The organism is Streptomyces sp. M41(2017) (assembly GCF_002078175.1).
In the GTDB taxonomy this organism is placed as follows: Bacteria; Actinomycetota; Actinomycetes; order Streptomycetales; family Streptomycetaceae; genus Streptomyces.
The window spans coordinates 4,439,141-4,462,073 of record NZ_MWFK01000001.1 but is presented as its reverse complement, the minus strand read 5'-3'; the positions used below and the strand labels follow the sequence as shown (position 1 = coordinate 4,462,073).

General features: G+C 73.2%; 22 protein-coding genes. 13 read left to right on the top strand and 9 right to left on the bottom strand.

Annotated elements, in window-relative coordinates; all coding sequences use genetic code 11:
- Positions 1-104: 104 nt before the first annotated feature.
- Positions 105-911, top strand: coding sequence for an IclR family transcriptional regulator (locus B0675_RS19555; RefSeq protein WP_081220106.1), 807 nt, complete (start codon positions 105-107; stop codon positions 909-911).
- A 41-nt stretch (positions 912-952) separates the two neighbouring features.
- On the opposite strand, the gene B0675_RS19550 is transcribed toward B0675_RS19555, so the two are convergent.
- Entirely contained in the window at positions 953-1,639 is a 687-nt protein-coding gene (locus B0675_RS19550; protein WP_081220105.1) for an ABC transporter ATP-binding protein, read from the bottom strand.
- Positions 1,640-1,680: 41 nt separating this feature from the next.
- Positions 1,681-2,718 (bottom strand): ABC transporter permease, encoded by a 1,038-nt coding sequence (locus B0675_RS19545; protein WP_081220104.1) that lies wholly within the window; start codon positions 2,716-2,718, stop codon positions 1,681-1,683.
- Positions 2,719-2,942: 224 nt separating this feature from the next.
- Here B0675_RS19545 and B0675_RS19540 point away from each other — a divergent pair, with 224 nt between their 5' ends.
- Positions 2,943-4,208, top strand: a complete 1,266-nt coding sequence (locus tag B0675_RS19540; RefSeq protein WP_081220103.1) for a sensor histidine kinase — start codon at positions 2,943-2,945, stop codon at positions 4,206-4,208.
- A complete protein-coding gene (locus B0675_RS19535; RefSeq protein WP_081220102.1) occupies positions 4,205-4,837 on the top strand; it encodes a response regulator transcription factor in 633 nt (210 codons plus the stop codon). The genes B0675_RS19540 and B0675_RS19535 overlap by 4 nt, the downstream gene beginning before the upstream one ends.
- 45 nt (positions 4,838-4,882) lie before the next feature.
- Here B0675_RS19535 and B0675_RS19530 read toward each other — a convergent pair whose 3' ends face one another.
- Positions 4,883-5,206: a DUF5955 family protein gene (locus B0675_RS19530; RefSeq protein ID WP_081220101.1), complete on the bottom strand. Its 324-nt coding sequence runs from the start codon at positions 5,204-5,206 to the stop codon at positions 4,883-4,885.
- Positions 5,207-5,415: 209 nt separating this feature from the next.
- Here B0675_RS19530 and B0675_RS19525 point away from each other — a divergent pair, with 209 nt between their 5' ends.
- Positions 5,416-6,015 carry a nucleotidyltransferase family protein gene (locus B0675_RS19525; protein ID WP_081220100.1) on the top strand — a complete coding sequence of 200 codons (600 nt, stop codon included), beginning with the start codon at positions 5,416-5,418 and terminating at the stop codon, positions 6,013-6,015.
- A 241-nt stretch (positions 6,016-6,256) separates the two neighbouring features.
- Positions 6,257-7,891: a malate synthase A gene (aceB, locus tag B0675_RS19520; RefSeq protein WP_081220099.1), complete on the top strand. Its 1,635-nt coding sequence runs from the start codon at positions 6,257-6,259 to the stop codon at positions 7,889-7,891.
- Between the two features lie 6 nt (positions 7,892-7,897).
- On the opposite strand, the gene B0675_RS19515 is transcribed toward aceB, so the two are convergent.
- The 4 genes from B0675_RS19515 to B0675_RS19500 all read right to left on the bottom strand — a co-directional run bounded on the left by B0675_RS19515 (position 7,898) and on the right by B0675_RS19500 (position 12,908).
- Complete coding sequence (locus B0675_RS19515; protein WP_081221883.1) at positions 7,898-8,182, bottom strand: SelT/SelW/SelH family protein; 285 nt, start codon at positions 8,180-8,182, stop codon at positions 7,898-7,900.
- Positions 8,183-8,229: 47 nt separating this feature from the next.
- On the bottom strand, positions 8,230-9,144 hold the full coding sequence (locus tag B0675_RS19510; protein ID WP_081221882.1) for a HipA family kinase: 915 nt from the start codon (positions 9,142-9,144) through the stop codon (positions 8,230-8,232).
- Between the two features lie 102 nt (positions 9,145-9,246).
- Positions 9,247-10,998, bottom strand: coding sequence for a chitinase (locus B0675_RS19505; RefSeq protein WP_081220098.1), 1,752 nt, complete (start codon positions 10,996-10,998; stop codon positions 9,247-9,249).
- A gap of 383 nt (positions 10,999-11,381) precedes the next feature.
- On the bottom strand, positions 11,382-12,908 hold the full coding sequence (locus tag B0675_RS19500) for an IucA/IucC family protein (protein WP_081221881.1): 1,527 nt from the start codon (positions 12,906-12,908) through the stop codon (positions 11,382-11,384).
- A 92-nt stretch (positions 12,909-13,000) separates the two neighbouring features.
- On the opposite strand from B0675_RS19500, the gene B0675_RS19495 reads away from it, so the two are divergent.
- Genes B0675_RS19495 through B0675_RS19485 form a run of 3 tightly spaced genes read left to right on the top strand, consistent with a single transcriptional unit; the run spans position 13,001 to position 16,710 of the window.
- A complete protein-coding gene (locus B0675_RS19495) occupies positions 13,001-14,536 on the top strand; it encodes an IucA/IucC family siderophore biosynthesis protein (protein ID WP_081220097.1) in 1,536 nt (511 codons plus the stop codon).
- A gap of 54 nt (positions 14,537-14,590) precedes the next feature.
- A complete protein-coding gene (locus B0675_RS19490; protein WP_081220096.1) occupies positions 14,591-15,853 on the top strand; it encodes a VWA domain-containing protein in 1,263 nt (420 codons plus the stop codon).
- Complete coding sequence (locus B0675_RS19485) at positions 15,853-16,710, top strand: hypothetical protein (protein WP_081220095.1); 858 nt, start codon at positions 15,853-15,855, stop codon at positions 16,708-16,710. The genes B0675_RS19490 and B0675_RS19485 overlap by 1 nt, the downstream gene beginning before the upstream one ends.
- Before the next feature lie 114 nt (positions 16,711-16,824).
- Here the strand turns inward: B0675_RS19485 and B0675_RS19480 are convergent, their stop codons facing one another.
- Positions 16,825-17,463, bottom strand: coding sequence for a winged helix-turn-helix transcriptional regulator (locus tag B0675_RS19480; RefSeq protein ID WP_081220094.1), 639 nt, complete (start codon positions 17,461-17,463; stop codon positions 16,825-16,827).
- Positions 17,464-17,547: 84 nt separating this feature from the next.
- Between B0675_RS19480 and B0675_RS19475 the strand changes: the two genes are divergently transcribed.
- The 4 genes from B0675_RS19475 to B0675_RS19460 all read left to right on the top strand — a co-directional run bounded on the left by B0675_RS19475 (position 17,548) and on the right by B0675_RS19460 (position 20,835).
- The gene (locus B0675_RS19475; RefSeq protein ID WP_081220093.1) at positions 17,548-18,780 is read left to right on the top strand and encodes a pyridoxal phosphate-dependent aminotransferase; all 1,233 of its coding nucleotides are present in this window, start codon (positions 17,548-17,550) and stop codon (positions 18,778-18,780) included.
- Positions 18,781-18,872: 92 nt separating this feature from the next.
- Positions 18,873-19,523 (top strand): histidine phosphatase family protein, encoded by a 651-nt coding sequence (locus tag B0675_RS19470; RefSeq protein WP_081220092.1) that lies wholly within the window; start codon positions 18,873-18,875, stop codon positions 19,521-19,523.
- Between the two features lie 51 nt (positions 19,524-19,574).
- Positions 19,575-20,225, top strand: a complete 651-nt coding sequence (locus tag B0675_RS19465) for a hypothetical protein (protein WP_081220091.1) — start codon at positions 19,575-19,577, stop codon at positions 20,223-20,225.
- 187 nt (positions 20,226-20,412) lie between these two features.
- On the top strand, positions 20,413-20,835 hold the full coding sequence (locus B0675_RS19460) for an acyl-CoA thioesterase (RefSeq protein ID WP_081221880.1): 423 nt from the start codon (positions 20,413-20,415) through the stop codon (positions 20,833-20,835).
- Between the two features lie 15 nt (positions 20,836-20,850).
- On the opposite strand, the gene B0675_RS19455 is transcribed toward B0675_RS19460, so the two are convergent.
- Entirely contained in the window at positions 20,851-21,252 is a 402-nt protein-coding gene (locus tag B0675_RS19455; protein WP_081220090.1) for a helix-turn-helix domain-containing protein, read from the bottom strand.
- Positions 21,253-21,460: 208 nt separating this feature from the next.
- On the opposite strand from B0675_RS19455, the gene B0675_RS19450 reads away from it, so the two are divergent.
- Positions 21,461-22,921: an MFS transporter gene (locus B0675_RS19450; protein WP_179165414.1), complete on the top strand. Its 1,461-nt coding sequence runs from the start codon at positions 21,461-21,463 to the stop codon at positions 22,919-22,921.
- Positions 22,922-22,933: the final 12 nt, after the last annotated feature.

Genomic DNA, 22,933 nt, shown 5'->3' with positions numbered 1-22,933 from the left:
CTGCCGGGTAGGCTGCGTCCCTGCCCGTCCGTCACCGGCCACCGCCCTGATCGAGAGCCTTCGGGTCATGTCTCTCGATTCTGCGCCCTGAAAGGACCGCCGCCGTGTCGCCGTCCAGCGCCAGCACCACCGACGCCGCCAAATCACCCGCTCCCAGTGGTGGCGTCCAGTCCCTGGAGCGCGCCTTCGATCTGCTGGAGCGCATGGCGGACGCCGGGGGCGAGGTCGGCCTGAGCGAGCTCTCCGCGAGCAGCGGGCTGCCGCTGCCCACCATCCACCGCCTGATGCGCACCCTGGTGGCCTGCGGGTACGTACGCCAGCAGACCAACCGCCGGTACGCGCTGGGCCCCCGCCTCATCCGCCTCGGCGAGTCCGCCTCCCGGCTGCTCGGCACCTGGGCCCGCCCCTACCTCGCGCGCCTCGTCGAGGAGACCGGCGAGACGGCGAACATGGCACTGCTCGACGGCGACGAGATCGTGTACGTGGCGCAGGTGCCCTCCAAGCACTCGATGCGCATGTTCACCGAGGTGGGCCGCCGGGTGCTGCCGCACTCCACGGGCGTCGGCAAGGCCCTGCTGGCCCACGCCTCGGCCGACGAGGTGCGCGCGCTCCTCGCCCGTACCGGCATGCCGGCGGCGACGGAGAAGACGATCACCACACCGGACGGATTCCTCGCGGCGCTGGAAGACGTGCGCCGCACCGGGTACGCGGTGGACGACAACGAGCAGGAGATCGGCGTCCGCTGCCTGGCCGTCCCGGTGCCCGACTCCCCCACCGCCGCCGCGATCTCCATCTCCGGCCCCGCGGGCCGGGTCACCGAGGCCGCCACCGACAAGATCGTGCCGGTGCTCCAGCAGGTCGCGGCCGAGCTGTCGCAGGCGCTGGCCAGTTCGGGACCCGGCGCCGTCTGACCGCTCGACCGCGTCCCCGGTCCCGCTCGGCGTCGCAGGCGTCAGCCGTTCGCGGCCGTCACGGCGAGCGGGTCCAGCCGCCCGTCCCGCATCTCCCGCACCGCGTCCGCCTCCTCGAGGCGGGCGCGGTCGTGCGTCACGAGGACGGTGGCCGTTCGGCGCTCACGGGTCAGCCGCAGCAGCAGGCCGAGGACGGCCGCGCCGCGCTCGTGGTCGAGGGCGCTGGTCGGTTCGTCGACCAGGAGCACGGACGGTTCGTTGACCAGGGCGCGGGCGATGTTCACCCGCTGCCGCTGGCCGCCCGAGAGCTGGTGCGGCCGGCGGTGCGCGAGGTCGCCGAGCCCCACCGCCGCCAGCAACTCCCGCGCACGGGACGTCACATGACGTCTCCCGTCCAGGTGTCCCATGACCTGGAGCTGTTCCAGGGCGGTCAGCGAGGGCAGCAGGTTCGGCTGCTGGAACACGATCCCGATCTCGCGCCTGCGCAGGACGGCCCGTTCCGCGGGCCGCAGCGTCGCCGTGTCCCTGCCGCCGACCAGGACGCGCCCGCGGTCGGGGGTGGCCAGGGTCGCCGCGACCGCGAGGAGGCTGGACTTGCCGGATCCCGAGGGGCCGACGACGGCGGTGACGGTACCGGGCGCCGCGGCGAGGCGGACCGCGTCCAGCGCGGTCAGGCGCCCGTCGCCGTCCGGGTAGGTGAGGGTGACGGTGTCGAGGGTCAGGCTCATGAGGGCACTTCCTGGTGGTCGGTCCGATGGTCCCGGCGCCTTCAGCGGGCGCTTCCCAGCGCGGTCAGCGGGTCGACGGCGGTGATCCGGCGGACGGAGAGACCCGCGCCGAGCGTGCCGAGGGCGATCAGCACGGCGGCGGGTACGAGCACGGTCGGGCCGTCCAGGACGAACGGGACGTCGGCGCCGCGCACGAGGGCGCCGGCTCCGGCGGCGAGTCCGGTGCCGAACAGGCTTCCGGCGGTGAGCATCAGGGCCGCCTGGCCGAGCGCGTCGCGCAGCAGGTACGGCGTCGAGGCGCCGAGCGCCTTCAGGACGGCGATGTCGGGGGACCGCTGGATCGTCCAGACCGTGAAGAACGCGCCGATCACCAGGGCCGAGATGGCGAAGAGGAATCCGCGCATGAGCTGGAGGGAGCCGTTCTCGGCCCGGTAGGAGCCGATGGCGGTGAGGGCGTCGGCCTTGGCCAGGGTCTTCGTGCCCGCCGCCCGGTCACCGGCCGGCAGATCCGCGCCGTCGGTCCGCAGCGCGATCACGGTCGCCGGCCCGGCGGGCTCGGTCCACACCACCGGGGTGTGGCTGTACGCGGCGCGTCCGGACACCGCGGCGACGGTCCGCGCGGTTCCGCCGAGCGTCACCCGGTCCCCGGGGCCGGCGGCCAGCTCGGCGGCCGCCTTCTCGGAGAGGACGACGCGGCCGGGGCCGACCCCGGCCGGCGCGATCCCGGAGCCCGGTCGCACGGCGAACGACGACACCGCGGCCGTACGGTGCCCGGCGGACGCGTTCAGGGTGCGCACGCCGACCGGCTCGGCGGAGACGACCCCCGGACGGTCCGCCCAGGTCCGTACGGCGCGCGAGGAGATCTCGGCGCCGGTGAAGGACACCGACTGCCCGGTGGGCGGCGCGGCGAAGGCGAGGTGGTCGGCGGGCAGCCCGGTGACGGCCGAGGTGTTCTCCTCGGCGAGCCCGGCGGTCAGGCCGGACAGCAGCCCCACGAGCAGGGTGATCAGCACGACCACGGCGCCCATCAGGGTGAACCGCCCCTTGGCGAACCGGAGGTCTCTCCATGCGACGAACATGCCTCCCAGGCTGCCGCCCGGGCCCGCTCCGGGGCATCGCACCCGGGCATGGTTCCGCCGCGCCGAAAGGCGGAGCGGAGCCGCGTCGGAAGGCGGAGCGGAGCCGCGTCGGAAGGCGGACGCGCCCGGGTCCGCCGAGGCGGCGAGGGGAGCGAAGGGGGGCGACGGCTTTCAACCTTTCGGTTGACCGGGGTCCGCGGGCACCCGCCTACCCTGGAACGACCATGAATGTCCCCCGCCGCTCCCCCGTCCTGACCACCCTGCGCCTGTGCCTGTACGCCCTGCTCGCGGGGCTGCTGGCGCTGGCCGCCGTCCGTTCCGGGGACAGTGCCCGTCCGCGGGGCGTCGTCCTGGCGGTGATCATGACCGGCGCGGTGTTCGCGGCGGGCTCGTTCAGTACGAGGGTGCGGCGCTCACGCCGCGCGGCCGCGGTCTGGCTGACGGCGCTGACCGCGAGCTGGCTGGTCCTCGTCGCGCTGTCACCCGACGCGCTGTGGGTGGCGTTCCCCCTCTACTTCCTGCAGCTGCACCTGCTGCCCGCGCGCTGGAGCGTGCCGGCCGTGACGCTGACCGCGGGAGCGGCCATCGCGAGCTTCGTGGCGCACGGCTCGCCGCTGACCCCCGGGGCGTTCATCGGACCGCTCCTCGGGGCGGCCGTCGCGGCGGCCACGGTGCTCGGCTACGAAGCGCTCCACCAGGAGAGCGAGCGCCGCCGTGCCCTGATCGAGGAACTCGTCGCCACCCGCGCGGAACTGGCCGAGGCCGAGCGCACCGCGGGCACGCTCGCCGAACGGGAACGGCTCGCCCACGAGATCCACGACACGCTCGCCCAGGGTCTGTCCAGCATCCAGCTGCTGCTGCGGGCCGCGCAGCGCCTGCTGCCCCCGGACTCCCCGGCGGCCCCGCACCTGGAGCAGGCCCGCTCGACGGCGCAGGACAACCTGGCCGAGGCCCGCCGATTCGTCCGCGCCCTCACGCCGCCCGCCCTGGACGGGGGCTCGCTCGGCGCGGCGCTGGAGCGGTTGTGCCGTGCGTCCGCCGTGGGCGGTCCCTCGGTTCGCTTCTCGGTGAGCGGGCCGCCCGCGGCTCTCCCGACGCCGTACGAGGTGGCGCTGCTGCGGATCGCGCAGTCGGCGCTCGGCAACACGCTGCGGCACGCGCGCGCGGGCCGTGCGGAGATCACGCTCAGCTTCATGGACACCGCGGTCGCGCTGGACGTGGTCGACGACGGTGTCGGCTTCGCCCCCGGCGCGGTCGGACCGTATGCGGGCGGCGGGGACGAGGAACGTACGGACGGCGGCTTCGGGCTGCCCGCGATGCGTTCGCGCGCGGCGTCGCTGGGCGGCACGTTCACCGTCGAGTCGGCGCCCGGGCAGGGTACGGCGGTGGCTGTCACCCTGCCGCTGCCCGCCGCCGCGGAGCCCGCGGGGAACCCGCTCGGGAGTGATGGCCGCCGTCCCCGGCCGCACACCGTCGGGAGCCCCGCGTGAGCGTCAGGCTGCTGCTCGCGGACGATCACCCGGTCGTCCGCGCCGGACTGCGCGCGGTGCTGTCCGCGGAGCCGGACTTCGAGATCGTCGGGGAGGCGCCGACGGCGGAGGCCGCGGTGGAACGCGCTCTGGCGGGCGGGGTGGACGTCGTCCTCATGGACCTGCAGTTCGGTGCCGGCCTGCACGGCGCCGAGGCCACCGCGGCGATCACGGCGCGCCCCGGCGCCCCGCGGGTCCTGGTCCTCACGACGTACGACACCGACGCCGACATTCTCGCCGCCGTCGAGGCGGGCGCCTGCGGCTACCTCCTCAAGGACGCCCCGCCCGAGGAGCTGTCGGCGGCCGTGCGGACGGCGGCCTCGGGTCACTCGGCGCTCGCCCCGGCGGTCGCCGACCGTCTGATGGACCGGATGCGTACGCCGGCCGCCGCGCTGAGCCGCCGCGAGCTGGAGGTCCTCGAACTGGTCAAGGACGGCCTCTCGAACCAGCAGATCAGCAAGAAGCTGTTCCTGAGCCAGGCCACCGTGAAGTCTCATCTGGTGCACATCTACGCCAAGTTGGGCGTGGACTCCCGCACGTCGGCGGTGGCGGCGGCCACCGAGCGCGGAGTCATCCGCAGGCGGGGGTGAGCCGCCGGACGCAGGCCGGGGCGGCCCGGCGGCACCGCCGTGGTGTCAGCGGCGGTTCCCGCTCGGGGGCTCCCCGAAGAGGTCGACCGCGTTGCGGACGTCCGCGAGGCGGGTCGCGAGGGCGCTGACCGAGCCGATCGAACCGGCGATGAGTAACAGGGAGCGGCGCAGCCGGGGTGTCTCGGGGACTCCGCCGGCCACCATCGCGGCGAGCGCGGCCAGTTCGTCCTCGGCGATGCCCCGGTCGGGGAACTCGGCCGGATGCGTGGCGAGTTCACGGCGCAGCCGGGAGACGGCGGTGCGCAGTTCCGCCACCCTCGGATCCTCGTCGCTGCCCGTCACTGGTCTCTGCCCCAAGCTCCGCAACACAGCTCTCCCCCTCGCACACCGTCGTGCGTCGGTCCTTCTCGCGTCGGCACCGCGCCCCGTGGCGGTGGTCGGGCGCCGAGGGACGCGGGCCAGTAAACGCCACCCGGTGTGCCGGGCGCCACTGCCCGGACCGAAATTCAGCCCGGGGACATCGCGGGCCACGGCCCGGTTCCGAGGCGGTCCGGGGGCCGGTCGGGTATGCAGGGGACATGACGGAGAACAAGGACCAGGTGGCCGGGCTGTTGCTGGCCGCCGGTGGCGGGCGGCGCCTCGGGGGTCGTCCCAAGGCACTCCTGTCCCACCGGGGACACCCCCTCGTCGAACACGCGGTCGAGGTGTTGCGGGCCGGTGGCTGCGCGAGCGTCCATGTCGTACTGGGCGCGCAGGCGAAGGAGGTACGGGAGCGGGCCGCTCTGTCCGGCTGCGTGCTCGTGGACAACCCGGACTGGGAGGAGGGCATGGGCTCCTCACTGCGGGCGGGGCTCGGTTCGCTGGCGGACTCGGGGGTACCCGCCGCACTGGTGTCGCTGGTCGACCAGCCGGGGATCGGCCCGGAGGCGGTGGCGCGGGTGCTCGGGGCGTACGGCTCGCCCCGGACGCTCGCCGCGGCGGCGTACGACGGGGAGCGCGGCCATCCGGTGCTCTTCGGCGCGGACCACTGGGAGGGGATCGCGGCGGCCGCCACCGGCGACCGGGGTGCGCGCGCCTACCTGAAGGCCCATCAGGACGCGATCACACTCGTGGAGTGCGGCGACGTCGCGCGGGCCTTCGACATCGACACGGAGGCCGACCTGGTCCACCTTGAGTGAACGGGATGGCACTGAGCGCCACCTTCTGTCGACTCAGAGAATCTCGACATCAACAAACCATTGAACTTCCACCATGAGGAAACTAGTATCCACTGATCAGAAGCGCCCCGCCGTGTCGAGGGCGCCCGGCGCCGTCCCCCCGCGCCCTGGCACCGGGTGCCACGGCGCGTCGACGCCGCCATGGTCCACCCGCACAGCCCGTAGCAGCCCGCACGTAGTTCGCTGAAGGAAGTGACAGCTCATGTCCGCACCAGCGCCGTCCCCGCTGGCCATCGTCGACGCCGAGCCCCTGCCCCGGCAGGAAGAGGTCCTCACCGACGCGGCCCTCGCCTTCGTGGCCGAGCTGCACCGGCTGTTCACGCCCCGGCGTGACGAGCTCCTCGCCCGCCGTGCCGAGCGCCGCGCCGAGATCGCCCGCACCTCCACCCTCGACTTCCTCCCGGAGACCGCGGCCGTCCGCGCGGACGACTCCTGGAAGGTCGCCCCCGCTCCGGCCGCGCTGAACGACCGCCGTGTCGAGATCACCGGCCCCACCGACCGCAAGATGACCATCAACGCCCTCAACTCCGGTGCCCGCGTGTGGCTCGCGGACTTCGAGGACGCCTCGGCCCCCACCTGGGAGAACGTGGTCCTCGGTCAGGTCAACCTGATCGACGCCTACACCCGGAACATCGACTTCACCGACGCGAGGTCCGGCAAGTCGTACGCCCTCAAGGCGAACGAGGAGCTCGCGACGGTCGTGATGCGTCCGCGCGGCTGGCACCTGAACGAACGTCACCTCGTCGCCGCCGACGGCACGCCCGTGCCCGGCGCCCTGGTCGACTTCGGCCTGTACTTCTTCCACAACGCGCAGCGGCTCATCGATCTCGGCAAGGGCCCGTACTTCTACCTGCCGAAGACGGAGTCGCACCTCGAAGCGCGCCTGTGGAACGAGGTGTTCGTCTTCGCGCAGGACTACGTCGGCGTCCCGCAGGGCACGGTCCGCGCGACCGTCCTGATCGAGACGATCACGGCCGCCTACGAGATGGACGAGATCCTCTACGAACTCCGCGACCACGCCGCCGGGTTGAACGCGGGCCGCTGGGACTACCTGTTCTCCATCGTCAAGAACTTCCGTGACGGCGGTGCCAAGTTCGTCCTGCCGGACCGCAACGCGGTGACGATGACCGCGCCGTTCATGCGCGCGTACACCGAGCTCCTCGTCCGTACCTGCCACCGGCGGGGCGCGCACGCGATCGGCGGCATGGCCGCGTTCATCCCCTCGCGCCGGGACGAGGAGGTCAACAAGGTCGCCTTCGAGAAGGTCAAGGCCGACAAGGACCGTGAGGCCGGCGACGGATTCGACGGCTCGTGGGTGGCCCACCCCGACCTCGTCCCGATCGCGATGGCCTCCTTCGACGCGGTGCTCGGCGACCGGCCGAACCAGAAGGAGCGGCTGCGCGAGGACGTGTCGGTCGCGGCCGGTGACCTCATCGCCGTCGACTCGCTCGACGCGAGCCCGACGTACGACGGTCTCGTCAACGCCGTGCAGGTCGGCATCCGTTACATCGAGGCCTGGCTGCGCGGGCTCGGCGCGGTCGCGATCTTCAACCTCATGGAGGACGCCGCCACCGCCGAGATCTCGCGCTCGCAGATCTGGCAGTGGATCAACGCCGGTGTCGTCTTCGAGCACGACGGGAAGACCGTGGCGGCCACCCCGGAGCTGGCCCGCGAGATCGCCGCGCAGGAACTCGCGGACATCCGCGCCGAGATCGGCGAGGAGGCGTTCGAGGCCGGCTCCTGGCAGCAGGCGCACGACCTGCTCCTGAAGGTCGCGCTGGACGAGGACTACGCGGACTTCCTCACGCTGCCGGCCTACGAGCAGCTCGCCGGCTGATCCGGCTCAGTCCGTCGTACGGTCCGAGTGGCCCAGGGATCTCTCCGGGGCCACTCGGTCGCGTACGAGGCGCTTGACCACCGTGGGTTCGGGGAAGCCCTGCTCGCGGCGGTCCCACACCACCTCGTCGTTGACCCGGACGACGAAGACGCCGCCGGTGCCCGGCTTGAGCGACAGCTCGTCCAGCTCGGTCTCGAAGGTGGTGAGCAGTTCCTGGGCGAGCCAGGCCGCGCGGGGCAGCCAGCGGCACTGCGTGCAGTACTCGATCTGCACGCGCTGGGGGTCCGTCATCCGCTCCGCCATCCGATCCGTGGTCCGATCCGTCGTCGTACGGTCGGTCATCCGAGGTGCACCGACCAGTCCTGTTCCGCCGCCGGTTTGCCGTGCAGGTCAGGGACGCGTTTGAGCCAGTCCGGGCGGCCCTGCTGGGTCCGCTCCGCGCGGTCGGCGTCCTCCGCCGCGAGCTGTTCGCGGCTCGGGAAGTCCGTGGGGAGCCAGGCCGCGGAGGCCCGCACCCGCGCGAGGAGGTAGCCGACGTAGGCCTCACGGAGCGCGTCGGGGCCCGCGAAGCCCGGCTCGTCGGTGAGCCAGGCGTCGGGCACCTCGGCCAGCACCGCGCGCAGCAGTTCCTCCGTCACCTTCGGCGCGAGTTCGGCGTCGGCGGCCCGGGTGTCCGGGCCGTAGCCGCCGAGCGCGTGGCTCCTGAAGTCGTACGCCTTCTCCGGCGCCGAGGCGTCCCAGCGGTGGTGGAAGACGAGGGCGGCGCCGTGGTCGATCAGCCACAGCCGGGGCGGCGCGACCCCGAGGGTGGGCCACACCATCAGGTTCGAGCTGTGCACCGTGCGGTCCACGTTGACGGTGAGGGCGTCCAGCCAGACCACCTTGCCCGCCTCCAGCGGGTCGACCGGGAAGGCCCGCGCGACCTCGGGAGTGAGGTCGCGGGCGCCCGGGAGGTAATCCATGCCGAGATTGAGCCCGGCGCTGGCCCGCAGCAGGTCCTGGACCTCCTGGTGGGGTTCGTGCCCGCCGACGGCCGGGTCGAAGTGGACCAGGACCAGCTCGGGGAAGCGCAGCCCGAGGGCGCGGGCCAGTTCGCCGACGACGATCTCGGCGACGAGCGCCTTGCGGCCCTGGGCCGCGCCGGTGAACTTCACGACGTAGGTCCCCAGGTCGTCGGCTTCGACGACTCCGGGAACGGAGCCGCCCGCCGTCAGCGGGGTCACGTATCGAACAGCAGTCACGTCGCGGAGCACACTGGCCACTGTAGAACAGCAGGTCCCGGAGCCGTCCGGCGTCGGGGGCGGCCGGACGCGGGCGGCCCGGCGTACCGGGCCGCCCGCGTCCGGAAAAGGGGCTCAGCCGACGGTGAGGTCGTCCCCGTGGACCGCGCCCTGGCCGTACCAGCCGTGCAGGTACACGGTCACGGTGCCGGAGGTGCCGGTCGTGAACGGCACCGAGACCTTCGTCCAGGTGCCGGACGAGGCCCAGCCACTGGCCGTCGCGCCTCCGCTCACGCCCAGGTAGGCGTAGGAGCCCTGCACCCATCCGCTGAGGGTGTACTTCGTCTTCGGCAGCAGCGTCAGCGTCTGCTCGCACTGGCCGGTCGCCGAGGAGGTGGGCACGGACTCCAGGGCGTGCGTGCCGGTGTGCGCCGTCGTGGTGGTGATCCCGCTGCCCGCGGCGCAGGTCCACGGGGCGAGCGAGCCGGTCTCCAGACCGCCGTTGACGATGGCTCCGCCGCCACCGCCCCCGGTGCCGGTGACGGTCAGGGTGAACGTCGCCGTGTGCGCGGTGGAGCCCGCCGTGCCGGTGATCGTGAGGGGGTAGGTTCCGGGCGCCGTGGCCGAGGTGGTGGTCACCGAGAGCGCGGAGGTGGCGCCGGCCTTCACCGTGGCCGGACTGAGTGTGGCGGTCACGCCCGTCGGGGCTCCCGTCACCTTCAGGGCCACCTGCTGGGCCGCGCCGGACACCACCGAGGTGGAGACGGTGGCCGAGGTGCCGCCGCCGGGTGCGACCGAGGCCGCGCCGGGGGCGACGGCCACCCCGAAGTCGTCGGGGACCGGCGTGCCGGGGCCGCTGAAGTCCGCGAAAGCGTGGCTGAAGGCCCAGGTGTCCTGGGCGATGCCGGAGCAGGTGTCGCTGCCGCCGGTGCCGGGGCAGCCGCCGTTGTCCCGCTGGAGGGCCCAGAACGAGAGATTGTTGATCCCCCGCGTCTTCGCCCAGGAGTCCACCGCCGCGGCGTCGGCGGTGGTGAACGTCTCCGCCGCTCCGAAGTCGTCGATGCCCGGCATCTCGGTGACGCCGATCGACGCCCAGATCTGCGTGGTCGTCATCTCCGGGTGCAGTGCGACGAGTTGGCTCGCGAGGCCGGCCGTCGCGGTCTTCGTGTCGTCCGCCATGTGGTGCGTGGCGTTGTCGTAGTAGTCGAACGTCATGAGGTTGACGACGTCGATGCGGGCGCCCGCGGTCTTCGCGCTCTTCAGCACCTTCAGACCGTCGGCGGCCAGGCCGCTGGTGGTGGTCGGGAGGGTGTACGAGAACTGGACGGAGCGCCCGTTGGCGGCGGCCCAGTCCTGCACCTTCTTGATCGCCTGGTTGCGGCGGTCGATGCCGGCCGTGTTCGTCAGGGAGTTGTCCTCGACGTCCAGGTCGATGCGGGGCACGTTGTAGGTGGTGACGACCTTCTCGAACGCGGCGGCGATCGCGTTCACGTCGGTGCAGCTGTCGGCGAGTTCGGTGCCGCCGTTGTCGGCGGCGTAACCGCCGAAGGACGGGATGGCGTTGCCGCCCCGGCCCTGGAGGTCGGCGATCTCGCCGCCGAACGCCGCCTGCCCGACCGGCAGCGAGGTGTCGCCGTCCCAGTAGGGGGTGCAGGACCCCTTCTTCTCGGTCTGCAGGAAGGCCAGGGTCAGGTACTTGTTGCCGGACGCGGCCGCGAGGTCGGAGATGTCGTCGGGCTGGTACGTCTCGACGTAGGGCGCGACCACGTGCGCCGGCAGCGGAGCGGCGTCGGCGTGGGCGGGGACGGCCGTGGCGAGCAGGGCGCCGGCCCCGGCGAGCACCGCGGTCAGGGCGGCGAGGGGGCGGATGGTGACGGCTGGTCTCATGGAGACTCCCGGCAATGGGGGGGGTGGACGGTGCGGGTGACCGCCCTGCGCGCCGGGGCGGACTACGAGCGGCCCCATGATTGGTCTGGACCAACAGGGCGGTCAAGATGCCGCACGCACGCATCACTTGGGCCGCTCCGCCCACCTGCGGCGGGAGGGAATCCCGTTGCCCGTTCAGCGGAAAAGCTTTACCCGGCGGTCTGTCTCGCCGCGCCGCGTCGCGTTCAGAGGTGCCTGGCGATGCCGAACGCCTCGCGGAGCCGGGCCAAGTCGTGCCGGTCCCGGCCGCTCGGAGGACGTCCAGGATCTCCAGCACGTCGTCGCCCGTCATGGCCTTCGGTCCCTTCTCCCCCGACGGCGCGCCAGGCCCGCGGAGCCTCGGATCACGACGTGGCCAGCGGGTTCGGCAGCGGCACGTAGCGGGCGTCCGCGCCGTCCGCCTGCGTCCAGCGGAGCAGCAGGTTGGTCTTGCCGGGCAGCGTGGGTGAGGTGAGCAGGGCGGCGATCTCGGGAAGGTCCCCGTCCGTGGCGTGGCGCAGGAGTTCCGCCCGTACGGCGGGCCAGGGGTCCGCGCCGGGGAACCGCTCGGCGAGCAGCGCGGCCAGTTCGGCGAGGTGGTTGACGACCAGGCAGTACACGAGGCGTTCCCAGCCGGCCTCGCGGGTCACTCCGGGCAGCAGTTTCACGCCTTCCGCGTCCCGGAACAGGGCCTGGACGGGCAGGCCCTGGGCGTCGACGGCCACGACCGTGTTCTGCAGATGGGCCTCGACGACGACGCCGTGCCGGGCGAACGCCTCCAGGACCGGGGGCACCACCTGACGGAGGTAGGCCGCCCACCATTCGGCGGGGTCGGTGAGGCGGTCGAGCGGGCTGCCCTCGAACCCCTCCACGAGGGCGGCGGCGAGCAGCGGGGTGGCTCCGGGGAGGAGGTGGCCGGCGAATCCGTCGCGGACCAGGACGGCGAGTTCCTCGAAGGCGAAGGCGGCGGTGCGGTAGCCGCGGTCGCTGAGCCAGGCGGCGGGGCCGAGGGAGGCGAAGGCGGCGGCGGCCGCCGCGTCCGTGGCGCGCAGCTTCAGCAGGTCGTGCCGCCACAGCCGGCGGATGTCGTTGGTGATCCGCACGTCCAGGCTGAACTTGACGAACAGGTCCTCGTCGGAGGCGTAGAGCGTGCGGATGGCCGCCGTCGGCCACAGGGGGCGGCCGGTGCGTCCGAGGCGCAGGAGCCGGCCGTCCGCGAAGGCCTCGCGGATCGCCGGGGAGGACCGGGTGAGCGCGAGCTGCCAGGGGTGGGCGGGCAGCAGCCGGTAACCGGGCGGGGCCTCGCCGAACGCGTCGAGGGCGGTCGTGTCGCCGTCCTCGACGACGGCATCGTCGCGCACCGCGAGGAGGTCCACGGGGAAGGAGGCGTACGCCTCCGGGGCGTACGGCAGCCAGTCGGCCACGGGGCCGCCGCCGCGGATCTTGGGCGCGGGGTGGTGCGGGTGGCCCAGGATCAGGGACTGCTCGGAACGCCGGTACGGATCCTCCGACGGCGTCGTCAGCGCGCGGGCCCGCAGGAGCGCGGCGACGACGTCCCGGCTGCCGGTCATCTCGGCGGGCAGTTCGGTGTTGGCGACGCCGGTGGCGCGGAACAGTTCGTCGGCGGTGAGCCGGACCAGCTCCGCGTGACCGAGCGGGCGCCAGGCCCCGTCGGCGTACACCTCGGGTTCGGCGGGCCGCCGGGTGCCTCGGACCCGCAGCAGCGCGCCGCCGCCGGGCAGGCGGTGGACGCCCGGTTCCGGTGTGGGCGCCGCGACTTCGCGAAGGAGACAATTGAGCAACGGCGCGGCGGCGTACGCGTCGGCGGCCTCGTCCGTGTCGCCCCTGGTGAGAGCGGGGAACACGGTCGGCTTGAAGTCCACGCGATCCATCCGGTCCATTCGATCCATACGGTGCACTGGTGATCAGTATGTCTGCCCCGGCGGACGACCACGACGCAGTCCCGTACCCAAGGAGCCCGCCCGTGCCCCGTCCTTCCACGACCGACACCGAGGCCGTGTTCGCCGACGAACTGACCGGCGTGCGACCCGACCTGTCGGCGCCGTACACGGCCGCGCTGCCCGGCGCCCGGGCTGCCGTGCTGACCCGGCTGTGGCGCGCGCTGGCCCACGAGCCGCTGCCGTGGATCGCCGAGCGCTCCGCCGACGGCACCGGTGACCGTGACAGCGGCGGCGGCGGCGGTCTGACGCTGCGGCTGCGGGACGGCCGCCGGCTGCACGGGCCGCGCCCGGACCCGTACGCGACGGACGGGTCCGTCAGCGAAGTGTGGCTGGACGGGGTGCCGTTCGAGCGCCCGGAGCGGCTCGTGGACGCCCTCGGTGTCCCGCACGGGGCCTCCTTCTCGGCCGAACTCGGCAACAGCGTCGCCTCCTTGGCTCTGTCGCGGGCCGACCGGGTGCCCGGTGTCCCGGAGGCGTCCGCGGCGAGCTGGGAGTGGGAGCAGCGGATCGTGGACGGACATCCGTACCACCCCAACTGCCGCTCCCGGCCGGGGTTCTCGGTGGCCGAGCAGTTCGCCTACGCGCCGGAGCACCGGCCGTCGGTGGACCTGGGCCTGGTGGCGGTCGACGACGCCCTCGTGACGGGCGAGTGGCCCACGTGGCTGCGGGACGGCGAGCGGGTGCTGGTCCCGGTGCATCCCTGGCAGACCGCGCACGTGCTGGACGCCGAGGTCCAGGAAGGCTTCCCCGCGCGCCCGTTGATGTCCCTGCGCACGCTCGCCGTGCCGGAGGGAGCGCATGTGAAGACGGCCCTGAGTGCCCGGCTCACCTCGTCGGTGCGGGACATCTCGGTGTACTCGGTCCGGACGGCGGACACCGTCTCGGCGTTCATGGAGGGGCTGACGGCCCGGCTGGACGCGCCGCTGCACGTCACCCGCACGCTCGGAGCGGCCTCGGCGGGTGTCGCCGATCTCGCGGCGGTGGCGCGGGAGTCCCCCGACGCGTACGCGGGCGACGGCGAGAGCTGCGTGCCGGTGGCCGCGCTGCCGCTGACCCGGCTGCCCGAAAAGCCCGTGTGGCTGGCCGAGTTCACCCGCCTCGTCCTCGGAGTGGGGCTGCGGCTGCTGGAACTGGGCGTGGCGCTGGAGGCACACGGCCAGAACCTGCTGGTGGTGCTGGACGGCGCGGGCACCCCCGTACGTCTCGTCTACCGCGACCTGGCCGACATCCGGGTCAGTCCGGCCCGGCTGGCGCGCCACGGCGTCTCCGTTCCCGGCCTGTCCGGCCGCATCGTCACGGACGACGAGACCGCCCTGCGCCGCAAGCTCTTCGGCTCGCTCGTGGGCGGCGCGCTCGGCGCGACGGCGGGTTCGACGGCCGCGCTCCGCGACGCGCTGGAGACGGTCGCGCCGGACCTTCCGCGCACGGCGGACCTGCCCGCGCTGCTGAGTGAGCCACTTCCCACCAAGGCGCTCACCTTGATGCGGCTCTCCCCCGGCACCCCCGGTGACCAGTGGACACTGCTCCCTCAACCGCTCGGCGGCCCCGTCCCGTTGTGAGACGCGGCGCCTCTCGTTTTGAAGCGCGGCACCTTTGATCAATAGGATCCGCCGATGATCACAAGACAACGGCTGGCGGCGGGCGTCTGCGCCCTGCTCGCCGCCCTGACCGCGGGGATCGCGTTCCCGGCCGGAGCGGTCGCCGACGAAACCACGGCGACCGCCCCCAAGGTCGAACTGCTGCTGGACGTCAGCGGTTCGATGCGCGCCCGGGACATCGACGGCGAGTCGCGGATGTCCGCGGCCAAGCAGGCGTTCAACGAGGTGCTCGACGCGACGCCGGAGGAGGTGCAGCTCGGCATCCGCACGCTCGGGGCCAACTACCCCGGGGACGACCGCAAGACGGGCTGCAAGGACACGGCCCAGCTCTACCCGGTGGGGACACTGGACCGCACCGAGGCCAAGACCGCCGTCGCGACCCTCAGTCCGACCGGCTGGACCCCGATAGGCCCCGCCCTCCTGAAGGCGGCCGACGACCTTCAGGGCGGTGAGGGCACCCGGCGGATCGTGCTGATCAGCGACGGAGAGGACACCTGCCGGCCCCTCGACCCGTGCGAGGTGGCGCGTGAGATCGCCGCCAAGGGCATCGACCTCACCATCGACACCCTCGGCCTGGTCCCGAACGTCACGATGCGCAAGCAGCTGAGCTGCATCGCCGAGGCGACCGGGGGCACCTACACCTCGGTCGAGCACAAGGAACAACTCAGCGACCGGGTCAATCAGTTGGTCGACCGGGCCGCCGATCCGGTGGTGAAGCCGGTGGCCGTCGAGGGCGCCTCCGCGTGCACCGGCGCGCCCGTCGTCAAGTCGGGCCTGTACACCGACCGCGAGGAGTTCACGCAGCAGCGCTGGTACCGCGTGGAGCTCGATCCCGGCAAGGAGCTGCGCGCCTCGGTGAGCATCGCCGCCGACCGGCAGGTCAACCCGGACCACGGGGTGCTGCTGAGGGCGGTCACCCAGCACGGCCGGGAGATCGTGCGCGGCGAGGCGGCCGGACACGGCCGCACCGACGTGGTGTCGACCGGTCTGCGCTACCCGAAGGCCGAGAGCGACGACGAGGACGCGCCCGCCGAGGTCGTGTGCCTCCAGGTCTCCAACTCCTTCTCCGCGGCGGCGGGCGTGAAGACCACGCCCGGTCTGCCGCTGGAACTGACCGTCGATGTCGTCGACGGTCCCGACCAGGCCGCGGACGTGGCCTCGTTCGGCCTCGGACGCGGCTGGTGGCTGCTCGGCGCCCTGGTGATCGCCGGCTTCCTCGCCGGTGTCCTGTGGGGCTGGATCTCACGCTGGCGGTTCGCGGTCTGGAGGACCAACTGATGCGTGTCCGAAGTGTGTTGAGCACAGCCGCACTGTTGCTGGGGGTCGCCGCGGCGCCCGCCCTGCTCGGTGCCACCGCCTCCCCCGCCGCCGCGGACGCCTCGCCGTCGGCGAGCCCGTCCGACGACGACGGCGGTGACGGCGCGCCCACCCAGGCCGGTACGTCGTTCCGTACGGCGACCGAGGTCGAGCAGGGCGTCGACGCCACCGCGAACGGCTCCACGGGTGACTACCTGTACTGGTCGTTCCCCGCCGACGCCGGGCAGCGTCCCACCGTGAAGGCGACGGTGAAACTGCCCGAGGCCTCCAGGCCCTCCGCCTCGCAGACCTGGCAGATCGACGTGTACGACGGTCTGCGGCGACGCCAGGCCTGTCAGTACGGGGCCCAGACCCGGACGGCCGCGGCGGACGCGGCGTCGGTCGAGCTGGCCTGCACCCTGCGCACCGTCCGCGCATGGTCGGAGCCGTGGGCCGACGACCCGCTGCCCGGCACGTACTACATCCGGCTGACCGCCGTCGGGCTCGGCGCGGGCGACCTCGGGCAGCCGGTGGGCGCCGAGGTGCGGGTGGATTCCAAGGACATCGGCGGTTCGGCCGCGGTGGACGGTTCGCTCGCCGAGCCGCTCGTCCCGGGCGTCGCGACGACGTCCGAGAAGGCGGACTCCGACGAGGAGTCCGGTTCGGCCTCGGCCGCTCTGTCCTCGCTCGAACCCGACGACGGCTGGACGTCCGGCTGGTGGTCCGACCGCTGGGTGTGGACCGGGATCGGGGGTGTCCTCGCGGCCCTCGCGGGGATCGGCGGCTACGCGCTGACGCGCGGGAACGGCCGCCCGCGCCGGGTGCCGCCGGGCGCCTGACCGGACACTCCGCCCACGGCCCGTCGCAGCCCTTCCGGGATGCGGCGGGCCTCACCGTTACCGCACCCTCCGCAGGTGCCCGGTCCGGGAACGGCCCCGGCGGGCCAACGGCGTTCACACGGAGCGCAGTTCCTTGGCCAGGGGTCCGTCGCCCGTCACCTCGACCCGTCCCTCCCGCAACAGGTCAGCCAGCGTGGCCTCGCCGCGGCTCACCGCCTCGCACGCCGGGGTGTCCAGGGTCATCCGGGCGTCCGGCTCGCCGGGCGCCGCACCGTCGCCGTAGGGCGGTGCCGCCTCGTCGCCGAGGCGGAGATGGAACCGCCCCTCGTCCAGGCGGACTTCGAGCAGCCCCTCTCCCACGCCCAGCGACCGAAGGCCTCGCAGCAGGGGCAGCGCGAACCAGTGCGCCCGTACGGCGTCGGTGGGCCGCCGCCCGTCGAGCGCGGGCGCGCCCCATTCCCCGAGGGCCTGGAGGACCGGCAGCAACTCCGCCCCGCGCTCGGTGAGTTCGTAGACGTAGGCCGCGCCGGGAGGCGGCAGACGGCGCCGGGTGGACAGGCCGTCGCGCTCCATGTCCTTCAGCCGGGAGGCCAGGACGTCGGTGCTGACGCCCGGCAGATCGGCGTGCAGGTCGGTGTAGCGGCGCGGGCCGCCGAGCAGTTCGCGGACGATCAGGAGGGTCCACCGGTCCCCGACGGCGTCGAGGGCACGGGCGGCGGAACAGTACTGGTCGTAGCTTCGGCGCGGTGACATGCGACGCAGTCTAGCTATCTTGTTGGACTTTCCAAGCTCCCACTTGGTAAAACCAAGCAACACCACAACCGGAGGGCACAGCGCATGGAGTTCCGGCAGTCGAGCAAGCTCAGCGAGGTCTGTTACGAGATCCGCGGTCCGGTCATCGAGCAGGCCGACGCGCTGGAGGCGGCGGGCCACAGCGTGCTCCGCCTGAACACCGGCAACCCGGCGCTCTTCGGCTTCGAGGCGCCGGAGGAGATCCTCCAGGACATGATCCGGATGCTGCCCCGGGCACACGGCTACACGGACTCCCGCGGTGTCCTGTCCGCCCGCCGAGCGGTCGCCCAGCGCTACCAGGACCGGGGGCTGGCCGTCGACGTGGACGACGTCTTCCTCGGCAACGGCGTGTCCGAGCTGGTCTCCATGGCCGTGCAGGCCCTCGTCGAGGACGGCGACGAAGTCCTCATCCCCGCACCGGACTTCCCCCTGTGGACGGCCGTCACCACCCTCGCCGGCGGCAAGGCGGTGCACTACCTCTGCGACGAGCAGGCCGACTGGTACCCGGACCTGGACGACATGGCGTCGAAGATCACCGACCGGACCCGCGCGGTCGTCATCATCAACCCCAACAACCCGACGGGCGCGGTCTATCCGAAGGAGATCGTCGAGGGCATCCTCGACCTGGCCCGCCGGCACGGCCTGATGGTGTTCGCGGACGAGATCTACGACCAGATCCTGTACGACGACGAGGTGCACCACTCGGCCGCCGCCCTCGCCCCCGACCTGGTCGTCCTCACGTTCTGCGGCCTGTCGAAGACCTACCGCGTCGCCGGTTTCCGGTCCGGCTGGCTGGTCGTCACCGGTCCCAAGCAGCACGCCCGCAGCTATCTGGAGGGGCTGACGATGCTGGCCTCCATGCGGCTGTGCGCCAACGCCCCGGCGCAGTACGCCATCCAGGCCGCGCTCGGCGGCCGGCAGTCGATCCACGAACTGACCGGGCCCGGCGGACGGCTCCGCGAGCAGCGCGACCGCGCGTGGGAGAAGCTCAACGAGATCCCGGGCGTCTCGTGCGTCAAGCCCAAGGGCGCCCTCTACGCGTTCCCGCGCATCGACCCGGCGGTGCACCCCATCCACGACGACGAGAAGTTCGTCCTCGACCTGCTGCTGCGCGAGAAGATCCAGGTCGTGCAGGGCACCGGCTTCAACTGGCCGCGCCCCGACCACTTCCGCATCCTCACCCTCCCGCACGCCGACGACCTGGACGCGGCGATCAGCAGGATCGGACGCTTCCTCGGCGGGTACCGGCAGGAGGGACCGGCCCGGCGGCCCCGGTAGGGCCGACCGGAGGAGCCGGTGCTGCGTTCCCGCCCGGTCGGTGTCACCGTACGGGGGACAGCATCTGAGGCAGGGACGGAAAGGGTGCGGCGATGGGTGACCTGCTCCTCGTACGGCACGGCGAGACCGAGTGGTCGTTGTCCGGACGGCACACGGGGTCGACGGATGTCCCGCTGACCGACAACGGCCGGGAGCAGGCGCGGCGGCTCGCCCCGCTGATCGCCCGGCACCACATCGCGGCGGCGTTCGTCAGCCCGATGCGACGAGCCCGCGAGACGGCCCAGCTGGCCGGGATCGGCGGCGCCCGCGTGGACGCCGACCTCTCCGAATGGGACTACGGCGGGTACGAGGGGATCACCACCGTCGAGATCCACCGCGAGCGGCCCGACTGGTTCCTGTTCACGGACGGTGTGGCGGCCGGGCCGCCGGAGCATCCCGGGGAGAGCCCGGCGGAGGTCGGGGCCCGCGCCGAGCGGATGCTGGCCAAGATCGACGCGTCGCTCGCCGAGTCGGAGGGCAGCGTGGTCGTCGTCTCGCACGGTCACTTCCTGCGGGTGCTGACCGCGCGGCGGCTCGGGCTGACCGCTCAGTCCGGCGCGCTGTTCCAGCTCGGCACGGGGACGATGAGCCGGCTGAGCACCGAGCACCGGCGGCATGTGGTGGCCGGGTGGAATGTCAGACCCGACGCGTACTGTTCCCATGGTCCGCTCACCCCCGCAGGGGAGCTGCCCGAGCAGCAGTGACCTGCGGCGGAGGCGGAACGCCGTGGCACCACCGGGTGGAGGGAGCGCGCCGTGACACGACCGCCGACCGCCGCGCAGCTGCGCCTCATCGAGGCCGCCGATCCCGTGACCGGGCGGCTGAGGGGAACCGAGACACAGCTCGCCGCGCTGGTGAAGCGGGGGCTCGCCTTTCGCCATCCGCGTCCGCCGCGCGACCACTTCCTGACCCCGGCGGGGCACCGGATGCGGGAGGCACCGCGGGAGCCCGTTCCGCCGCCCGCCGCACCGGGTGAGGTCGCGGAGCCGTCCGGCGCGGCGGCCTCCGGGGTCTTCTCCGCGCGGATCGGCGGCGAGGAGGGCGCCACGTCGGGGCCGGCCCGGCTGCGGGAGGTGCACAGCGCCTGGCAGGGCCTGCTGGAGCTGCGCCGCATGACCCGCACGGACGGCGCCACCGACCGTCCGTGCGCCTGGGAGCGCACCCATCTGGTGCAGGCCGCCGCACTCGCCCTGGAGGCGGCGGGCCATCGTCCGGCCGCGGCGGAGGGCGGCGGGTACCGGGTACGGGCGACCCCCCAGCCCGAGGCGGTCGCCGTCCACGAACCGGACCCCGCCGCGCTGCGCGCCTGTGCCGCCACCCTGGACGGGGCGGGCTGGCAGACGGGCGAACACACCGAGCCGCGCACCGGCGCCCGCTACGTCCTGGCCTCGCCCCGCAGGGCCTGACGCGCACCGCCCTCGCGGGGCGGTGTCACGCGCCCGGACGGGTGTGGGGTAGAAGGGAGTTGGCGGCTTCCCGAGGGTGGCCCGCTCCACCGTGCGCGGGTCGCGGCACGAGCCGCCCCGGCCGGGCGGCCGGGGCAGGCGGAGCGGCCGCCGGGACCGTCGCATCACCGTCGTCGAAGGGAACCTCGTGGCAGAGCCGTTTTTCGTGCCCGTGACCGTGCGCGGGTACGAGACCGATGTGCAGGGCCATCTCAACCAGGCCGTGTACCTGCAGTACGCCGAACACGCCCGCTGGTCGGTGCTCCAGGCGGCCGGCATCAGTCAGGCGGTCCTGGCGGCCCGGGGGGTCGGCCCGGTCGCCCTGGAGACCACCATCCGCTACCGGCGGGAGCTGCGGGCCGGCGACGAGGTCGAGGTGACGTGCGTCTTCCTGTGGGGTGAGGGAAAGACCTTCCGCATCGAGCAGATCATCCGCAGGACGGACGGCACGGTCGCGGCGGAGATCACGGCCGTCGGCGGTCTGATGGACCTCGCGGAGCGCCGGCTGGTCCCCGGCCCGCGCGACGCCTTCAAGGCCCTCGCCACCGACCCGGGCCCGCTGGGCCTGTAGGCCGGGCGACAGGCCCTACGTGTCCGGCAGCTCCGGCCGGTGCTCGGCGTCATAGGCCGCGCGGGACTCCGCGATGGTCACGCGGTGCCGCTCGGCCCAGTCGGTCAGGGAGAGCAGCGTCGCGTGCAACTCGCGGGCCACCGGGGTGAGTTCGTACTCCACCTTCGGTGGCACCGTCGGGTGGACGGTGCGGGTGACGAGCCCGTCGCGCTCCAGGTGACGCAGGGTGAGGGTCAGCATGCGCCGGCTGATCCCCTCGATGCTGCGCTCCAGTTCGGTGAAGCGGATCGGGCCGTGCGCGGCGGCCACGATGATCAGCACGCTCCATTTTCCGGCGACCCTGTCAAGAACCTCGCGGACCGGGCACGCCTGCGCGAGCACTGCCTGCGACGTAACACCGGTGTTCCCCTGGGACATCCGGGTGCCTCCTTATGCCGTCTCCCATGGTCACTCACGATGTACCCCGTTACAAGTCGTGCACCAAGGGAGAACGTCCACGGGCCGGTCACCGTCCGTGGAGAACACGGAGGTCGTCATGTCGTTCCGGACCGGGCCCGCGAGCCCCCCGACACCACGAACGTACTCGCGCCGGGCCTCGCTCGTGGTGCTCTGCGCGGGAACGCTGATGACCGTCCTGGACGGGAACATCGTCACCGTCGCCCTGCCCGCGATCCAGGAGGACCTGGGCTTCTCGGCCGCCGGACTGGCCTGGGTCGTGAACGCCTACCTGATCTCGTTCGGCGGACTGCTGCTGCTCGCCGGGCGGCTCGGCGACCTGGTGGGCCGCCGGCGGATGTTCACCGCGGGGCTCGCCGTGTTCACCGCGGCGTCCGTCCTGTGCGGGGTCGCGACCAACACCGCCGCGCTGGTCGCGGCCCGCGCCCTCCAGGGCGTCGGCGGGGCGATGACCTCGGCGGTCGTCCTCGGCATGCTCGTGTCGCTCTTCCCCGGCGACCGCGAACAGGGCCGCGCCATCGCGGTGTTCAGCGCGGTCGGCGCGGCGGGCGGCGCGCTCGGCACGTTCCTCGGCGGCGCTCTGACGCAGGCGCTCGGCTGGCACTGGATCTTCCTGATCAACCTGCCGATCGGCGTCCTGGCCTGGGTCGCCGCGCTGCGGATCCTCGCGCCGGACCGACCGGACCGGGGAGACGGCGTCGGGCGGGGCGCCGACCACCCCGGCGCAGCCCTCGTCACGGGCGCGCTGATGGTGACGGTGTACACGATCGTCGGCGCCGGCGACCGGCCCCTCGGCGGCACACTCGCCCTCGGCGCCCTCACGCTCGCCCTCTTCGCGGGTTTCACCGTCCGCCAGACCCGGGCCGCCCGACCCCTGCTGCGCCTGCGGCTGTTCCGCTCCCGGACCCTGACGAGCGCCAACGGCGTACAGGTCCTGATGATCGCCGGCATGTACGGCTTTCAGTACATCGGCGCGCTGTATCTCCAACGGGTCCTCGGTTACAGCGAGTTGCTGACGGGGACGGCATTCCTTCCGGCGCCGGTCGCCATCGGCGTGCTGATGCTGACCCTGTCGGCGCGCACGGTCGCCCGCTTCGGCCGGTACCGGGTGCTGCTCGCCGGACTCACCCTGATCACGGCGGGGCTCGCGCTGCTCGGCCGGGCGCCGGTCGACGGGTCCTACGCCGCCGACGTCCTGCCCGCCCTCCTCCTGCTCTCCGCCGGTTTCGCGGCCGCGATGCCCGCGGTGACCGGACTCGCGATGTCGGGCGCCCGCCCGGAGGACGCGGGGCTCGCCTCGGGCCTGTTCAACACCACGCAGGTGGTGGGTGGTTCGCTCGGGCTCGCCGTCCTGACGACCCTGGCGGCGAGCCGCACCGGGAAACTCACGGGCGCGGGCGAGCACGTCGTGACGGCGACGGCGGACGGCTACCGGCTGGCCTTCAGCGTCGCCGCCGTGATCGCCGCCACCGCCCTGACCTCGGCCGCCGTACTGCTGCGTCCGCGCCCGAGCTCCTCAACTCCCGCCACGGAAGCGGAATCCGGGACGCATGAGGTGCGTGACGCATTCAACCAGCCCTCGCCGAACGGGTGTACGCACTTCCGAATCTCTGGTAGGAAACCTTCCTAACAATACGCGGCA

Bases quoted from the DNA above. Each gene is read 5' to 3' on its own strand.
- B0675_RS19490 (WP_081220096.1), top strand. From the start codon at position 14,591: ATGATCACAAGACAACGGCTGGCGGCGGGCGTCTGCGCCCTGCTCGCC.
- aceB (WP_081220099.1), top strand. From the start codon at position 6,257: ATGTCCGCACCAGCGCCGTCCCCGCTGGCCATCGTCGACGCCGAGCCC.
- B0675_RS19540 (WP_081220103.1), top strand. From the start codon at position 2,943: ATGAATGTCCCCCGCCGCTCCCCCGTCCTGACCACCCTGCGCCTGTGC.
- B0675_RS19550 (WP_081220105.1), bottom strand. From the start codon at position 1,639: ATGAGCCTGACCCTCGACACCGTCACCCTCACCTACCCGGACGGCGAC.
- B0675_RS19545 (WP_081220104.1), bottom strand. From the start codon at position 2,718: ATGTTCGTCGCATGGAGAGACCTCCGGTTCGCCAAGGGGCGGTTCACC.
- B0675_RS19500 (WP_081221881.1), bottom strand. From the start codon at position 12,908: ATGGATCGCGTGGACTTCAAGCCGACCGTGTTCCCCGCTCTCACCAGG.
- B0675_RS19525 (WP_081220100.1), top strand. From the start codon at position 5,416: ATGACGGAGAACAAGGACCAGGTGGCCGGGCTGTTGCTGGCCGCCGGT.
- B0675_RS19450 (WP_179165414.1), top strand. From the start codon at position 21,461: ATGACCGTCCTGGACGGGAACATCGTCACCGTCGCCCTGCCCGCGATC.
- B0675_RS19485 (WP_081220095.1), top strand. From the start codon at position 15,853: ATGCGTGTCCGAAGTGTGTTGAGCACAGCCGCACTGTTGCTGGGGGTC.
- B0675_RS19515 (WP_081221883.1), bottom strand. From the start codon at position 8,182: ATGACGGACCCCCAGCGCGTGCAGATCGAGTACTGCACGCAGTGCCGC.
- B0675_RS19480 (WP_081220094.1), bottom strand. From the start codon at position 17,463: ATGTCACCGCGCCGAAGCTACGACCAGTACTGTTCCGCCGCCCGTGCC.
- B0675_RS19455 (WP_081220090.1), bottom strand. From the start codon at position 21,252: ATGTCCCAGGGGAACACCGGTGTTACGTCGCAGGCAGTGCTCGCGCAG.
- B0675_RS19470 (WP_081220092.1), top strand. From the start codon at position 18,873: ATGGGTGACCTGCTCCTCGTACGGCACGGCGAGACCGAGTGGTCGTTG.
- B0675_RS19505 (WP_081220098.1), bottom strand. From the start codon at position 10,998: ATGAGACCAGCCGTCACCATCCGCCCCCTCGCCGCCCTGACCGCGGTG.
- B0675_RS19475 (WP_081220093.1), top strand. From the start codon at position 17,548: ATGGAGTTCCGGCAGTCGAGCAAGCTCAGCGAGGTCTGTTACGAGATC.